This is a genomic window from Proteus sp. Marseille-Q3619 (assembly GCF_965283115.1).
In genome coordinates this window covers 2,936,920-2,953,310 of the sequence record NZ_CBDIMP010000001.1, presented here as the reverse complement: position 1 = coordinate 2,953,310, position 16,391 = coordinate 2,936,920, and the positions used below count along the sequence as shown (strand labels likewise).

The following is a 16,391-nucleotide window of genomic DNA, read 5'->3' as shown; positions in this document are numbered from 1 at the left end:
TTTGGCAACAATGAAAGATGTCGCCCGTTTGGCGGGCGTTTCGACATCAACTGTTTCTCACGTTATCAATAACAACCGTTATGTTAGCGAAGGTATTCGTAAAAAGGTTAACGACGCTATCGAAACCTTAAATTACGCGCCTTCTGCTTTAGCGCGTAGTTTAAAAATGAACTGTACTCACACTATCGGTATGTTAGTCACAGCCAGTAGCAACCCTTTTTATGCCGAAGTTGTGCGCGGTGTTGAACGTAGCTGCTATGAAAAAGGCTATAGCCTTATTTTATGTAACACCGAAGGGGATTACGAGCGCATGGATAGCAGCCTTGAAACGTTGCTGCAAAAACGTGTTGATGGCTTATTATTGATGTCAACGGAAGCCAGAGCGCCCTCTCATGAAGTACTAAATCGTTATCCTCGTTTACCGATGGTGATGATGGATTGGTCCCCGTTTGAATATGGGGGAGATATTATTCAAGATAACTCTCTGCTCGGGGGCGAAATCGCAACCAATTATCTGATTGAAAAAGGTTTTACTGAAATTGCATGTATTGCAGGCCCACAAGATAAGCTTCCTGCAAAACATCGTTTGCAAGGTTATTATAATGCGATGCAAAAAGCAGGATTAGCTATTCGAAACGAGTTTGTGTTAACCAGTGATTTTGAATTTGCAGGTGGATTTAGTGCAATGCAAAAATTACTCTCACTTTCTGTCTTACCACAAGCTGTTTTTACCTGTAATGACGCGATGGCTGTTGGCGCTTATCAAGCCATTTACCAAAAAGGTTTGCGTGTACCTGATGATATTTCCGTCATGGGTTATGACGATATCGACCTAGCCTCTTATATGATCCCACCGCTTTCGACCATTCACCAACCTAAAGATGAATTGGGAAAACTCGCTGTCAGCCAATTATTACATCGCATGGAAAATATCGATGCTGATGACAATGTTCTAGTGCTTACCCCCAAACTTATAGAGCGTGGCTCGGTGATAGGGCATAGAAAATAACCTGTTAGATTAACAGGTTACTAGGATGGGTATATATTTATATACAACATGTTTGGTATCCTATTAAAACTGCTATATACTTATGCTATATAGCAGTAATTGATAGGAGCTATTACTATGATCCAGCATGGCAAAGTATTTATGAGCAATAGAACACAAAACGTTCGTTTACCCGCTGAGACTCGATTTCCTGATGATGTAAAAGAAGTTTTTGTTCGCGTCAAAGGAAAAGAAAGAATAATCACACCTATACAAAATGCATGGGATAGCTTTTTCTTATCAGATCAGTCTGTAACAGATGATTTTTTATCTGAAAGACCAGATCAAGTCACAAGTGAAAGAGAATCCTTTGATGATTAAATACCTGTTAGATACAAACATCGTTATATTTACCATTAAACGCAGACCTGAATTTTTGCTACCGAAATTCAACCAACATGCTGAACAATTAGCTATTTCTACAATCACACTTGCTGAGCTCATTTTTGGTGCTGAAAAAAGTTTAAATTCAGCTAAAAACTTAGCTACGGTTAACGACTTTGTTTCTCGACTCACTGTTTTATCTTACGATGAGTTAGCCGCTTTTCATTATGGGGAAATCAGAGCAACACTTGAGAAACAAGGTAAACGCATTGGTGATAATGATTTACACATAGCTGCACATGCTAGAAGTAAAGGGCTAATAGTAGTTACAAATAATACTCGAGAATTTGAAAGAGTTGATGGGTTAAGAATTGAGGATTGGACTCATCATTAATTTATATATCAAAACTTATTGAGCGTGGCTCGGTGATAGATTTCATAAAATAACAACAAGAAAGTTAGCACTATTATTACTGATGCTCTCTTTTAAGATGAGGGCATTTATTTCTAGTTATATTTATAAAATTAAAGATTCAAGATCAACTAGTTAAATAATTTTTAAAACTATGTCTATTTATCTTTATTTCCTATTGAACCCTCTATATTTTAGCTACTTTTCCTCGTTCTTTACGCCATAGACCATGAAGGATGCAAATTTCCATCAAATCTATTATACTATTGCCCTTTCGCATTATCTGATGCAGCGCCATTTAGGGTATTGCTTTAGAATTTTCATGCTTAAATGATAATGTGTCCTTTAATTTATGGGGCAAGTGTTATCCTCATTTTGACGATTAATCACTTCCCATTTTGATAAAATTTGAGAGTATTATTATGTCATTACCTTCTTGTCCTAAGTGCAATTCAGAATACACCTATGAAGATGGTGCAATGTATGTGTGCCCTGAATGTGCTCATGAGTGGAACGATGCTGAGCCTGTTGCCGAAAGCGATGAATTGATTGTTAAAGATGCTAACGGTAACTTATTAGCCGATGGCGATTCAGTGACTGTGATTAAAGATCTCAAAGTCAAAGGTAGCTCAACCATGCTGAAAATTGGTACTAAAGTAAAAGGTATTCGTTTAGTGGAAGGCGACCATAATATTGATTGTAAAATTGATGGCTTTGGACCAATGAAGTTAAAATCTGAATTTGTGAAGAAAAACTAAGATAAATTAATAATACCTTTATTAATTCATTCAGATATTATCAGCATTCTCAAAGGCGCTTATTAAGCGCCTTTTTGTTTAAGTAAACCTTACTCGTTACTCTCACTAAAGTGATCAAAGCCTTTAAGATTAGGGTAAACATCTTCACCATTTCGTAAATAACGAATGCCTTCGCTAATCGGCATAATTTGACCAATACAATGAAAATCTGCACCTGTATGCGCTAATGCAATCTCTAAAGCGCCACGGTTGATTTCTGGTACTGTAAAGCAAAGCTCGTAATCTTCACCACCACTCAATGCCCAGATCTCCGCTTGTTCTTCACTCACTTCGGCTTTCATTGCAGGCGAATAAGGTAATGCATCTAAATTTAAGCGCGCACCACAACCACTTGCAGTAAGAATATGATCCAAGTCTGAAATCAGCCCATCAGAAATATCAATCGCAGATGTCGCTAAATGGCGCAATGCTTGACCTTGCAGTAAACGGGGTTGAGGACGCAAATGCCTTGCAACAAAATAGTCACTATGCTCTTTTTCTGTCGGCTGTAATCTATTTTGTAATACAGCAAGCCCTGCCGCGCTATCACCTAAAAAACCCGTAACATAGATCCAATCGCCAATTTTAGCGCCGGAACGAAGTAATGCAGTTCCTTGTGGAACAAGCCCTTGTATTGTGATTGTTAAGCTTAAAGGACCACGAGTGGTATCACCGCCGATTAGCTGAATTGCATAATAATCAGCTAATGCAAAGAAGGAGCGGCTAAATGCCTCAAGCCATTCACTGTTTGTATCAGGAAGTGTTAAAGCTAATGAAGCCCAAGAAGGATCTGCACCAACGGCAGCTAAGTCACTAATATTTACAGCCAGTGCTTTATACGCTAAATCTTCAGGTGAGATAGAAGGAAGGAAGTGAATACCACTCACTAAAGTATCGGTGCTAATAGCAACTTGTTGCTTTTCAGGTACCGTTAATATTGCGCAGTCATCTCCAATTCCTGTACTCACATCTTTTCGTTTTACAGGCTGTGAAGTGAAATATTGCTTAATAAGGGAGAATTCACCACAAGGCATTATCTATTTCCTATTTAGCTGTGCATACTAAATGAGTTTGATTAAACAAAAGGCCGGAAATACCGGCCTTGAATTATTTACCATAGAGGAAACGTGAAAAACGTTATTTTTTACGTACAGTTGGTGCAGCTTTATCAAGTACGCCATTAACAAATTTATGGCTATCGTCAGCACCAAATACCTTAGCCAGTTCAATCGCTTCGTTAATCGCAACTTTGTAAGGAACATCTTCACGGAAGCTAAGTTCAAACATTGCTAAACGTAAAATTGCTTTTTCAACTTGACCTAATTCTTCAAGTTGGCGGGATAAATAAGGTTCCATCGCCTTATCTAAACGTGTTGCATTAATGGCAACCCCCACTAAAAGCTCACGAAAATAAGCAATATCTACACCTTGGGTATCCTGCTCGGATAAAAACTCCAATTCCACATCCGCGATGTCATTTCCGGATAATTGCCATGAGTAGATAGCTTGAACAGCACACTCACGAGCACGACGACGAGCAGCAGGTTTCACAAAATTCCCCTTAAGTTAAAACAGATGATTAGCCTTTTATGGCTTTAAGTACATTGATCATTTCAAGTGCTGTCATTGCCGCTTCAGCACCTTTGTTGCCCGCTTTAGTTCCAGCGCGTTCAATAGCCTGTTCAATATTTTCAGTGGTTAAAACACCAAAAGTCACAGGGATCTCACTTTGCATCGCAACTTGAGATAAACCAGAACTACATTCGCCAGCAACGTATTCAAAATGTGCGGTTCCACCACGGATAACAGTACCTAACGCGATAACTGCATCGTATTTGTCGCTTTCGGCTAATGCTTTAACCGTTAATGGCAACTCATAAGCGCCAGGAACCCAAACGACGGTAATATTTTCAGAGGAAACTTGTCCAATGCGTTCTAATGCATCAACCGCACCTTCTAATAGGCTGTCATTGATGAAGTTATTAAAACGGGCAATTGCAATTGCTACGCGTGCGTTTGGCGCCGCGACAACACCTTTGATTACGTTCATAGGTTACTTTTTTCTCCTATCCGCGGGGGCGCGGATTTTATCATATTCTTTCCCTTACTGCGCTCTGTTTTATTATTACACAGTAAAGGAGCCAAAAACCCTTGATAAATCAAGGTATTTAGTTGGCTGATAACGATGTCGTAACGACAGGAAATAACACACACGGCGCCATTTTACTACAAATAGCGCCGTAGACACACTTATTTGCGTCTATTAATAACGAGGTTTTAAACAAACTCTGATATCAGAGCCAATTTGTTGAAGAGAATCTACTGTAAATTCAGGTGCTTCGGATAATGACGATAGTGGAGAAAGTGTAAATAATCCACGCGCATCATTGCCTAAAATTTTAGGTGCAATATAAATAATAAGCTCATCAACAAGCCCAGCCTCTAATAATGCGCCAGCAAAATGAGCCCCACTTTCAACCCATACAGTATTGATATTGCGTTTACCCAATTGCATCATTAATAAAACTAAATCCACACCGCTGTTTTTGCCATTCGTTGGTAATAGGATTTCTGATACGTTCCCCTGCCAGTCACTTGGGTGTGATTTTGTACGCGCCAACCAGCATTCGCCTTCAATTTGAGTGATTTTATGATCTTCAGTCACTCTATTTTGGCTATCAGTCACAATACGAATAGGTTGGCGTAATGTTTCTTCCGGGTAAATGGCTTTTATCTCATCTGAAAGCTCATCCCAACGGACATTCATAGAAGGGTTATCAGCAAGCACGGTTGCACTTGTCGTTAAAATAGCGCTAGCTTGAGCTCGAAAATTTTGTACATCCCGACGAGAGGCTTTAGAGGTTATCCATTGGCTTTCACCTGATGCTAATGCCGTTTTACCATCTAAAGATGCGCCCATTTTTAGCTGGATATAAGGGAAGCCTGTTCTCATTCGTTTAAAAAAGCCAACGTTGAGTTTTTCAGCTTCTTGCATTAAAACACCATGTGAAACATCAATTCCGGCTGATAATAATTTGTGTAATCCTCGTCCGGCAACCTGAGGATTAGGATCTTGCATCGCAGCAACAACGCGTTTTATACCTGCATTAATCAAAGCATCAGCACAAGGCGGTGTTTTACCAAAATGGCTACAAGGCTCAAGAGTGACATACGCTGTTGCCCCTTTTGCTTTATCTCCTGCCATTTTTAATGCATTGACTTCAGCATGAGGGCCACCTGCGTGATGGTGATAACCTTCACCAATAATCTCTCCCTCTTTTACAATCACACACCCCACATTAGGATTAGGCGATGTTGTAAAACGGCCTAATGCTGCAAGCTCAATAGCTCGACGCATGTAGTGTTCATCCTGCAGGCTTTCATTTTCACTTGGATTGTTGCTGTTGTTATTTATCATAATAATTACATGTAATTTTATTATTTATCGTTATTTTTCAAATCATTAAATAAAGCACAGTATTAATGTATTAATCCTGTAATTTTGCAATTTCTTCACCAAAATCACGGATATCTTCAAAACTACGATAAACAGAAGCAAAGCGAATATAAGCCACTTTATCGAGTTTCTTTAGTTGTTCCATAACAAAATTGCCAATTTCTTTTGAAGGGATTTCTCTTTCACCCGTCGCTCTTAATTGTGATTTGATATGACTTATTGCCGCTTCAACATCGTCTGAACTCACTGGACGCTTTTCTAGCGCTTTAAGCATGCCTCGACGAAGTTTCTCTTCATCAAAAGGCTCACGTATTTCATCACTTTTCACAACACGAGGCATCACTAACTCTGCTACTTCAAAGGTAGTAAAACGTTCATGACAAACAAGACATTGGCGACGACGGCGCACTTGTGAACCATCACCAACAAGTCTGGAATCAATTACCTTGGTATCTACGGCTCCACAAAATGGGCAATGCATAGTTATTCCTACTTTTGACAATACTCATAAACAGTGTACCTGTTCAGTGAACAAAAAACACCCTGTCAGTATACACTGGCAGGGTGTTTGCGATGTTTTATCAGAAAAACGCTCTATTATGGTAAGAGTGTTGTCTGATCGGCACCCTCTTTTTCCACTTTTTGTACAATCAAGTGTTCACGTTTCATTCCCATTTTCAGTGCTAATGCAGAAGCTACATAAATAGAAGAAATAGTACCGATTGAAACACCGATTAACATAACTAAAGAGAAGCCTTGAAGCATTGAACCACCAAAGATGTACAGCATTAATACAACTAATAATGTTGTTGCTGATGTCATGATGGTACGGCTTAATGTCTGTGTAAGAGAAACGTTCATAATTTCATATGATGTTCCTCGACGAATTTTACGGAAGTTCTCACGAATACGGTCTGATACAACGATACTATCGTTCAGTGAGTAACCGATAACAGACATCAATGACGCTACAATGGTTAAGTCAACTTCTATGTGGAACAGTGAAAGAACACCCAGTGTTATCACCACGTCATGCGCAAGTGCAATAACCGCACCTAACGCTAAACGCCACTCAAAACGGAATCCAACATAGATAAGAATACAGATAAGTGCAGATAACAACGCCATTGCACCTGTTTGAGCCAATTCACTACCAACACTTGGCCCCACAAATTCAATACGTTTTACCACAGCATCGTTATCAACTTTAGCATTGATGACATCGATGACTTGCTTACCTAATTCTTGGCCTGCCTGTCCTTCAACAGGAGGCATACGCACCATAATATCGCGGCTGCTACCAAAGTTTTGTAATAGAGGATCTTTAAAGCCTGCTGCATCTAGGCTATCACGCATTTTATCAAGGTCGGCTGGTTGACTGAGATTGATCTCAATTACTGTACCACCTGTAAAATCCAGTCCCCAGTTAAATCCTTTCACGGAAATGATAGCAATTGACGCTACCAAAAGCAGAAACGAAATACTAAAGGCGACGTTGTCCCAACGCATAAAGTCAATGACTCTACGACCATGGTTCAATTGTTCAACAGTATAATCCTGTGCCACAACGTGCTCCTTAAATAGACAGTTTCTTAACGCGTTTACCACCATACAACAGGTTTACAATCGCACGAGTACCGACAATAGCGGTAAACATGGATGTTGCAACCCCGATTGCAGTTGTGATAGCAAAGCCTTTAATTGAGCCGGTGCCGACTGCATAAAGGATCACAGCTGTAATTAATGTGGTTAAGTTCGCATCAATAATACTGGAGAAGGCACCTTTATAACCTTCATGGATTGCTTGTTGTACTGATCGACCATTACGTAACTCTTCTTTGATACGTTCGTTTATCAGTACGTTGGCATCGACGGCGACGGCAAGTGTTAATACGATACCTGCAATACCCGGCATGGTCAGTGTTGCGCCTGGTAATAGTGACATTACCCCAACGATTAACACTAAGTTTGCCATTAATGCAGTACTCGCAATCACACCAAATTTACGATAATAAATTATCATAAAGGCAACAGACGCAATCAGACCCCATAAACACGCTTCTAAACCTTGGGTAATATTTTGTAGACCCAAAGTTGGACCAATCGTTCTTTCTTCAACGATTTGAATAGGTGCAATCAACGCACCAGCACGTAATAACAGAGACAATTGACGTGCTTCATTCGCATTTGAAATACCCGTAATACGGAAGCTATTTCCTAAACGACTTTGAATATTCGCAACGTTGATCACTTCTTCACTTTTAACTAATACAGCTCGGTCATTCTCATCACGTTTACCGCTGTCTTTATACTCTACGAACAATGTTGCCATCGGTTTACCGACGTTGTCTTTCGTAAAGTTAGACATGATAGAACCACCCGCGCTATCAAGTGAAATATTCACTTGAGGTTGACCATATTCATCAGCTTGAGAAGTTGAGTCAGTAATGTGGTCACCCGTTAAAATAACGCGTTTATAGAGAATGGTTGGCATACCTTCACGGGTATATTTCACTTCTGAGTCACCCGGAATACGACCAGTTTCTAAAGCAGAAGGATCAACAGTGGTATTGACTAAGCGGAATTCTAATGTTGCTGTCGCACCTAAAATTTCTTTAGCGCGAGCGGTATCTTGGATGCCTGGTAATTCAACAACAATTCGGTCAGCGCCTTGACGTTGAACTAATGGCTCTGCAACACCTAACTGGTTAACACGATTACGTAAGATAGTGATGTTTTGCTGCACTGCATAAGTACGCGCATCACGTAAACGTTCGTCAGTAAAAATAGCTCTTAACGAGTTATTTGCGCCATCTCTAAAAATGAGATCTTGATTACGACGAGTTAGGTAATCTGAAGCTTTAGCGCGATCATCCGAATTACGAAAACGGATTTCAACACCATAGTTATCCGTTTTACGGATAGATGAATACGGAATGCCTTCGTCACGTAATAATGTACGTAGACTTTCAACATTTTGTTCCTGAAGTTTACCTAACGCGGTTTCCATATCGACTTCCATCAAGAAGTGAACACCACCACGTAAGTCTAACCCCAGTTTCATCGGCTCACCGCCAATGGCTTCTAACCATTTTGGTGTTGCCGGTGCAAGGTTAAGTGCAACAATGAACTGGTCACCTAATGCAGGCAACAACACTTCGCGGGCACGTAACTGAATATCAGGGTTACCGAAACGAGCCAAAATCGCACCATTTTCAAGTGCAATAGATTTCGCTTCAATTTTTTCTTTATCTAATAAAGATCGAACTTGATCCAGTGTTTGCTCATTGGCGGCGGTTCCCCGCGCGCCAGTGATTTGAACAGCCGGATCCTCACCATATAGGTTAGGAAGTGCGTAAAGCAGACCGATGAGGATAGCGGCTATCAACATCAGGTACTTCCACAAAGGATAACGGTTTAGCACGGCAGTTCCCTTTTCCCTTTGGGGAAATGTTATTAAATAGCTTTCATTGTGCCTTTAGGTAATACAGCGGCAACAAAGTCACGTTTGATAGTTACTTCAGTTGTTTCATTCAGAGCAACAACGATATAGCCGTTATCTGAAACCTTAACAACACGACCAATTAAACCACCAGTCGTTAAAACTTCATCACCTTTACCAATAGAATCCATCAGTTTACGATGTTCTTTAGTACGTTTTTGCTGTGGACGTAGGATCATAAAATAGAAAATCAGAATAAAGATCACTAACATCGGTAAAATAGACATAAAGCTAGCTTCAGGTGCTGCTTGTCCAGCAGAAGCAACAGCATCAGAAATGAAAAAACTCATTCACTTTTCCTCATTGTTGTCGATATCGACGATATTCAAGTTATAAGCCCAATATCATACACAGAATTGGGCTTTCTCGTATACATTATTCACACTTAGTCGCACTGCCATTTAGCGGTGGGACGGGTTTTCCAATACGTTCGTAGAATTCGTGTACAAACTCTTCAAAACGCGAGTCTTCAATAGACTGACGAATTTCAGCCATCAAACGCTGATAATAACGCAAGTTGTGGATAGTGTTCAGCCTTGCACCTAAAATTTCGTTACAACGATCAAGATGATGTAAATAAGCACGGCTATAATTTTTACAGGTATAGCAGTCACAATGTTCATCAAGCGTTGATGTGTCAGAGCGATGTTTCGCATTACGAATTTTAATCACACCATCAGTTACAAACAGATGACCATTTCGTGCATTTCGTGTTGGCATAACACAGTCAAACATATCAATACCACGACGAACACCTTCAACTAAATCTTCTGGTTTACCGACACCCATTAAATAACGCGGTTTATTCGCAGGAATTTGAGGGCAGACATGCTCTAAAATACGATGCATATCTTCTTTAGGTTCACCGACCGCAAGGCCGCCGACAGCGTAACCGTCAAAACCAATTTCGACTAGTCCTTTTACGGAGATATCGCGTAAATCTTCGTAAACACCGCCTTGAATAATACCGAATAATGAATTTTTGTTATTAAGTTCATCAAAGCGTGCACGACTACGTTTAGCCCAACGTAATGACATCTCCATTGAGTTTTTCGCATAATCCCAATCGGAAGGATATGGCGTACACTCATCAAAAATCATCACAATGTCAGAACCCAAATCGTATTGGATTTCCATTGATTTTTCTGGGCTTAAGAAAATCTTTTCGCCATTAATAGGATTACGGAAATGCACACCCTCTTCTTTAATTTTACGCATTGCGCCTAAACTAAAGACTTGGAAGCCACCTGAGTCCGTTAAAATAGGGCCTTGCCATTGCATAAAATCATGTAAATCACCATGTAACTTCATGATTTCTTGACCTGGGCGTAACCATAGGTGGAAAGTGTTACCTAAAAGAATTTGTGCACCTGTTGCTTTTACTTCTTCAGGTGTCATTCCTTTTACTGTGCCGTAAGTACCCACTGGCATAAATGCAGGTGTTTCAACAACACCTCGTTCAAAAATAAGGCGACCGCGGCGAGCATTACCGTCAGTTTTGTCTAATTCGTATTTCACTAATCCTCCAAGCATCAGAAAAACAGTCCAATGCGCAATAAAAAACAGCACATTCTAATCATTTGTTAGACGGCTGTATATGTTACTTCAACAAAAACCCGTGCTTAGTCAAAGGGATTAAGCAATAAAATTGAAATAACAATTCATAAAATGAAGAAAAACGTTAAAAAGAATAATAAATCTTTATTCTTGTCCTACTTTTTCATTGATAGCTAAAGGATTACAAGTAATAAACATCGCATCACCATAACTGAAAAAACGATACTCTTGCTCAACCGCTTCTTTATAGGCATTCATGGTATTTTTATACCCAGCAAAAGCAGAAACCAGCATGATTAAAGTCGATTCAGGCAAATGGAAATTCGTAATCAATGCATCAATAATTTGATATTGATAACCCGGATAAATAAAGATTTGGGTATCATCGAAGAAAGGTGCTATTAACGCATCTTTTGTTGCCTTAGCCGCACTTTCTAATGAACGAACAGAGGTTGTCCCCACAGCGATCACTCGATTACCACGCGCTTTACACGCTAATACAGCATCAACCACTTCTTGTGGTACTTCTGCGTATTCAGAATGCATTGTGTGTTCTTCGATATTATCAACACGCACTGGTTGGAAAGTTCCCGCCCCAACATGCAGTGTGACAAACGCCATCTCAACACCTTTTTCTTTTAAGGCTTGAAGTAATGGTTCATCAAAGTGTAATCCCGCAGTAGGTGCTGCAACAGCGCCTGGACGCTCGTTATAAACCGTTTGATAAAGCTCTTTATCAGACTCTTCATCAGGACGATCAATATAAGGAGGTAAAGGCATATGCCCAATGCTATTAAGAATAGTTAGAACATCTCTTTCATCATCGAAGCGAATTTCAAAAAGTGTATCATGACGCGCAACCATAGTTGCTTGTACACTTTCATCTTCACCTAGCACAAGCGCAGCGCCTTCTTTCGGTGATTTGGAGGCTCTAACATGAGCAAGGACGCGATGTTCATCAAGCATACGCTCAATTAGTACTTCGATTTTACCACCTGACGCTTTACGTCCATAAATACGCGCAGGGATCACCCGCGTATTATTAAAAACCAGTAGATCACCAGCATTTATTTTATCTAACACATCGGTAAAAATACCGTGTGATAAAGCACCAGTCTCACCTTCTAAAGAGAGCAAACGGCAACCACTGCGTTGAGGTTGTGGATAGTGAGCAATCAAGGCTTCTGGCAATTCAAATGTAAAGTCTGATACACGCATAATTAAACGACTACTTTCATAAAAAACAGGCGGACTAGTCTAGTGCTGCCAGCTTATCAGTGCAAGAAAGAAGCCCTTTTTTATTCAAAAAGCGCTATGATGCTGTGATGAATTATCTTGCTCACTTACATCTGGCCTTTAGAGCAAAAAGCTCTCTATTAGGCAATATGATGGCAGATTACGTTAAAGGCGCACCTAGCTCTGATTACAGCCAAGCTGTTATTGAGGGCATTCGCATGCATAGACGCATTGATGTGCTTACAGACACTCACCCATTAGTCAAGCAAGCTCGCCTTTTATTTCCTGATGAATATCGCCGAGTTTCACCAATTACCTTAGATGTTTTTTGGGATCATTTTCTTTCTTTAAATTGGTTGAAATTTGAACCAGATTTACCGTTGATTGAATTTGTTACCAAGACCCGAAATATTATTGAACCTGATTTATGGCAAACACCTGAAAAATTCCAAGAGCTTAATGAGTATCTATGGTCACAATCTTGGTTAATTCGTTATGCTGATAAGGCATATATTGCTCAAACATTGAAAGGAATGGCAAGAAGAAGACCACGATTAAGTGCACTAGCTGGCTCTTATATTGTTCTTGAAACCCACTATGACGAACTAAGTGAAATTTTTTGGCAGTTTTATCCACAATTGCTAGAAAGAGCACAACATCACCAACTTGATGACTGATACATTTAACTACCATATTGAGTTTCATCTTTTTGTCATATTGTAGAATTACATTTGATATATCAAAGAGATGCTAAGTCAATTTATCATGTTATTAGTAACGATTTGTTAACAAGCATAGTATTCATTTCCAAAGTTGATTAGAATGAATCGTTATACAAGGAGTCATAAATAATCCTACTTTATTGTATTAAGTTGATAGCTATAATCTATCAAATGGATTGTTCTGTTTAACTTTATCAATAGCGATTGATTATTTATGCTGTATGCATCATTTAAAAACAGGGTATACCCCTTGAATTTACTCTGAATAGTTCGAAGTATAGCTAGGCGACAAGTAAATGAGTAAAGTATGTGACTAGTGCGAATGAACGCAGTCAACAACGCTATAACTCGAAATATGACGAGTATAAACTTTTTCAATCTACAGGAGTACATTATGGTTCTGGTTACTCGCAAAGCCCCTGATTTCACAGCTGCTGCCGTTTTAGGTAATGGCGAAATCGTTAATGATTTCAACCTGCATTCATTTATCAAAGGCAAACCTGCCGTTATTTTCTTCTGGCCAATGGATTTCACATTTGTTTGCCCTTCAGAGCTGATTGCATTTGATCACCGTTTTGAAGAATTCAAAAAACGTGGCGTTGAAATCATCGGTGTTTCTATGGACTCTGAATTCGTTCATAACGCATGGCGTAAAACCCCAATTGATGATGGCGGTATTGGTGAAGTTAAATACCCAATGGTTGCTGATATCAAACATGACATCATCAAAGCTTACGGCATCGAACACCCAGAAGCAGGCGTTGCTCTGCGTGGTTCATTCCTAATTGACAAAGAAGGTGTTGTTCGTCACCAAGTCGTTAACGATCTGCCACTTGGTCGTAATATCGATGAAATGATCCGTATGGTTGACGCACTGCAATTCCACGAAGAACACGGTGAAGTTTGCCCTGCACAGTGGGAAAAAGGTCAAGAAGGTATGGGCGCATCTCCAGACGGCGTTGCTAAATACCTGAAAGCAAACTCTGGCAAACTGTAATATTTCAGTAAGCTACTATTTTCTAAAAGCCTGTGAAAACAGGCTTTTTTTGTTTATTCAGCGCTTATCTATTTATTTCTTATCAACTCTATTTATTACTGCAATTAGTTATACTCAAGCTTATTGTTTACCTGCTTAAAGATAGTTTTGTGATCATCACATCAAAAAAAATTCTCATCACCAATAACCTCTCTCTATACTTATTGTTACGCAATTGTTAATTCACATTAATAACAGCGTAAAACTCTATATTTGTATTTATTAAATATAACTCCCTGTTATAAATGGAGATAATAATGATTACTATAAAAAAGACTCACCTGCTGTTACTCACCGCCCTTTTTTCACATTCACTTTATGCTGCCTATGAACCCGCGGTTGAAGCACAACATGGTATGGTTGTCTCTTCTCAACATTTAGCATCACAAGTCGGGAATGATATTTTACAAAAAGGGGGGAATGCGATTGATGCCGCCGTTGCAGTTGGTTATGCACAAGCTGTCGTGAATGCCTGCTGCGGTAATATTGGTGGCGGTGGTTTTATGACAATACACCTTGCTGATGGCACAAATACCTTTATTAATTTCAGGGAAACCGCGCCTGCCGCAGCGTCTAAAAATATGTATTTAGATAAAGAGGGTAACTTAATTAAAGGTGCCAGTTTATATGGCTATCTCGCTTCAGGTGTACCTGGTACGGTAAAAGGGCTTGATGCTGCATTAGAAAAATACGGCACCCTTTCACGCCAAGAAGTGATGGCACCTGCGATTAAACTTGCAAGAGAAGGCTATATTTTAACGCGTGCTGATACCGATGTATTAGAAACAACAACAGAGCGCTTTAAACAAGATCCTGAATCGGCAAAAATTTTCTTAAAACCAGATGGAACACCATGGCAACCTGGTGATCGCTTAATTCAGACTGACTTAGCCAATACGCTTGAGCTTATTGCAGAGCAAGGTGCAGAGGCTTTTTATCAAGGTGAAATTCCTAAAAAAGTAGAAGAAGCCTCAAAACAGCATAAGGGAATGCTAACTAAAGATGATTTCGCAAACTTCACTATCACCGAGACCAAACCTATCACCTGTACTTATCGGGGTTATGAATTTATTTCTGCACCACCACCCAGCTCAGGCGGAGTGACTATCTGCCAAACATTGAATATTTTGGAAGGCTATGATCTTAAATCGATGGGCTTTAATTCAGCTGAATATGTTCATACACTAACGGAAGCAATGCGTCATGCTTATATGGACAGAAACACTTTTCTTGGCGATCCTCAATTTATTAATAATCCAACAGAAAGGTTACTCAGTAAAACTTATGCCACTGAAATTCGCCAACAAATAAAACCCAATAAAGCCACTCCATCAGAAAATGTACAACCTGGTATTGCACCTCATGAAAGCCCTGAAACAACACACTACTCAGTTATAGATAAAAATGGTAACGCAGTTTCAACCACTTATACTATAAATGGTCGTTTCGGTGCCGTTGTTATTGCGCCTGGAACAGGTTTTTTCCTCAATAATGAAATGGATGATTTTACAACCAAAGTTGGCGAGAAAAATCTCTATGGCTTAGTACAAGGTGAACGTAATAGCATTGCCCCATTAAAACGCCCATTATCATCAATGAGCCCAACCATTGTGACGAAAGAAGGTAAACCTTTCTTAATATTAGGATCACCAGGAGGCTCACGAATTATCTCAATCACCTTACAAACAGCACTTAATATCATTGAGTTTGGTATGCCACCGCAAGAAGCCGTTAATAGCCCTCGTATTCATCATCAATGGCTACCTGATGAGGTTTATTATGAACAACGAGGGTTATCAAAAGACACGTTAGAAAAACTTTCTGCCATGGGATATAAAATGGTAGAACAAACCCCATGGGGAGCTGCTGAATTGATTATGGTTGGACTCCCCGGAGAAGAAGGCGTGATCCCAACTTCATCAGGCAACGATTCTGCTGTTTCTGGAGCAGTGCGTGAAGGTTATATTTATGGATCAAATGATGTGCGCCGCCCTGCGGGTAAAGCAGTGGGTTACTAACCATAAAACCAAATGATAAAACAAACAAAAGAAACCTTCTCTTAATTAGATAAGGTTTCTTTTTTTATAAAAATGATCTAGTCATGGTTTTACAATTTATTCATATTTACAGCTATTAATAATAATCAAAACTCACATTTCATTTAATCGATAATTAATATCGAATATCAATTTATTATTAAAATAATAATATCAAATAAAATACAAGAACAAATCACCTTTAATTTAATTTCAATAATAGAATATATATAAATAGTAGTTATTCTCTTTCGTAATTACAGA

At 39.4% G+C, this 16,391-nt stretch carries 17 protein-coding genes; 7 read left to right on the top strand and 10 right to left on the bottom strand.

The annotated features are described in order from the left end of the window. Position 1: 1 nt before the first annotated feature. The 4 genes from rbsR to ACWPWK_RS13575 all read left to right on the top strand — a co-directional run bounded on the left by rbsR (position 2) and on the right by ACWPWK_RS13575 (position 2,542). A complete protein-coding gene (gene rbsR / locus ACWPWK_RS13590; protein WP_196564086.1) occupies positions 2–1,009 on the top strand; it encodes a ribose operon transcriptional repressor RbsR in 1,008 nt (335 codons plus the stop codon). Between the two features lie 117 nt (positions 1,010–1,126). Beyond that, positions 1,127–1,369, top strand: a complete 243-nt coding sequence (gene vapB / locus ACWPWK_RS13585; RefSeq protein ID WP_099074198.1) for a type II toxin-antitoxin system VapB family antitoxin — start codon at positions 1,127–1,129, stop codon at positions 1,367–1,369. Continuing rightward, the gene (vapC, locus tag ACWPWK_RS13580) at positions 1,362–1,766 is read left to right on the top strand and encodes a type II toxin-antitoxin system tRNA(fMet)-specific endonuclease VapC (RefSeq protein ID WP_109371744.1); all 405 of its coding nucleotides are present in this window, start codon (positions 1,362–1,364) and stop codon (positions 1,764–1,766) included. The genes vapB and vapC overlap by 8 nt, the downstream gene beginning before the upstream one ends. A 440-nt stretch (positions 1,767–2,206) precedes the next feature. After that, positions 2,207–2,542 (top strand): zinc ribbon domain-containing protein YjdM, encoded by a 336-nt coding sequence (locus tag ACWPWK_RS13575; protein ID WP_109371746.1) that lies wholly within the window; start codon positions 2,207–2,209, stop codon positions 2,540–2,542. An 89-nt stretch (positions 2,543–2,631) separates the two neighbouring features. Here the strand turns inward: ACWPWK_RS13575 and thiL are convergent, their stop codons facing one another. The 10 genes from thiL to queA form a co-directional block, all read right to left on the bottom strand. Next, the gene (gene thiL / locus ACWPWK_RS13570) at positions 2,632–3,615 is read right to left on the bottom strand and encodes a thiamine-phosphate kinase (RefSeq protein WP_109371748.1); all 984 of its coding nucleotides are present in this window, start codon (positions 3,613–3,615) and stop codon (positions 2,632–2,634) included. Between the two features lie 103 nt (positions 3,616–3,718). Beyond that, complete coding sequence (nusB, locus tag ACWPWK_RS13565; RefSeq protein ID WP_006535124.1) at positions 3,719–4,132, bottom strand: transcription antitermination factor NusB; 414 nt, start codon at positions 4,130–4,132, stop codon at positions 3,719–3,721. Between the two features lie 28 nt (positions 4,133–4,160). After that, positions 4,161–4,631, bottom strand: a complete 471-nt coding sequence (gene ribH / locus ACWPWK_RS13560) for a 6,7-dimethyl-8-ribityllumazine synthase (protein ID WP_036932916.1) — start codon at positions 4,629–4,631, stop codon at positions 4,161–4,163. Between the two features lie 213 nt (positions 4,632–4,844). Then, a complete protein-coding gene (gene ribD / locus ACWPWK_RS13555) occupies positions 4,845–5,999 on the bottom strand; it encodes a bifunctional diaminohydroxyphosphoribosylaminopyrimidine deaminase/5-amino-6-(5-phosphoribosylamino)uracil reductase RibD (RefSeq protein ID WP_167392468.1) in 1,155 nt (384 codons plus the stop codon). A gap of 70 nt (positions 6,000–6,069) precedes the next feature. Continuing rightward, a complete protein-coding gene (nrdR, locus tag ACWPWK_RS13550) occupies positions 6,070–6,519 on the bottom strand; it encodes a transcriptional regulator NrdR (RefSeq protein WP_006535128.1) in 450 nt (149 codons plus the stop codon). Positions 6,520–6,635: 116 nt separating this feature from the next. Beyond that, positions 6,636–7,604, bottom strand: a complete 969-nt coding sequence (gene secF / locus ACWPWK_RS13545; RefSeq protein ID WP_109371752.1) for a protein translocase subunit SecF — start codon at positions 7,602–7,604, stop codon at positions 6,636–6,638. A gap of 10 nt (positions 7,605–7,614) precedes the next feature. After that, positions 7,615–9,462, bottom strand: a complete 1,848-nt coding sequence (gene secD, locus ACWPWK_RS13540) for a protein translocase subunit SecD (protein WP_109371754.1) — start codon at positions 9,460–9,462, stop codon at positions 7,615–7,617. Positions 9,463–9,494: 32 nt separating this feature from the next. Then, complete coding sequence (yajC, locus tag ACWPWK_RS13535) at positions 9,495–9,830, bottom strand: preprotein translocase subunit YajC (RefSeq protein WP_006535133.1); 336 nt, start codon at positions 9,828–9,830, stop codon at positions 9,495–9,497. 85 nt (positions 9,831–9,915) lie between these two features. Next, positions 9,916–11,058 (bottom strand): tRNA guanosine(34) transglycosylase Tgt, encoded by a 1,143-nt coding sequence (gene tgt / locus ACWPWK_RS13530; RefSeq protein WP_036911729.1) that lies wholly within the window; start codon positions 11,056–11,058, stop codon positions 9,916–9,918. 183 nt (positions 11,059–11,241) lie between these two features. Beyond that, positions 11,242–12,315 carry a tRNA preQ1(34) S-adenosylmethionine ribosyltransferase-isomerase QueA gene (queA, locus tag ACWPWK_RS13525; RefSeq protein WP_109371756.1) on the bottom strand — a complete coding sequence of 358 codons (1,074 nt, stop codon included), beginning with the start codon at positions 12,313–12,315 and terminating at the stop codon, positions 11,242–11,244. 107 nt (positions 12,316–12,422) lie between these two features. Between queA and ACWPWK_RS13520 the strand changes: the two genes are divergently transcribed. The 3 genes from ACWPWK_RS13520 (at position 12,423) to ggt (ending at position 16,109) form a co-directional block, all read left to right on the top strand. After that, on the top strand, positions 12,423–13,010 hold the full coding sequence (locus tag ACWPWK_RS13520; protein WP_109372071.1) for an acyl carrier protein phosphodiesterase: 588 nt from the start codon (positions 12,423–12,425) through the stop codon (positions 13,008–13,010). Positions 13,011–13,449: 439 nt separating this feature from the next. Then, complete coding sequence (locus tag ACWPWK_RS13515; protein WP_072069413.1) at positions 13,450–14,052, top strand: peroxiredoxin C; 603 nt, start codon at positions 13,450–13,452, stop codon at positions 14,050–14,052. Between the two features lie 296 nt (positions 14,053–14,348). Further along, positions 14,349–16,109 carry a gamma-glutamyltransferase gene (gene ggt, locus ACWPWK_RS13510; protein ID WP_109371758.1) on the top strand — a complete coding sequence of 587 codons (1,761 nt, stop codon included), beginning with the start codon at positions 14,349–14,351 and terminating at the stop codon, positions 16,107–16,109. Positions 16,110–16,391 lie beyond the last annotated feature (282 nt).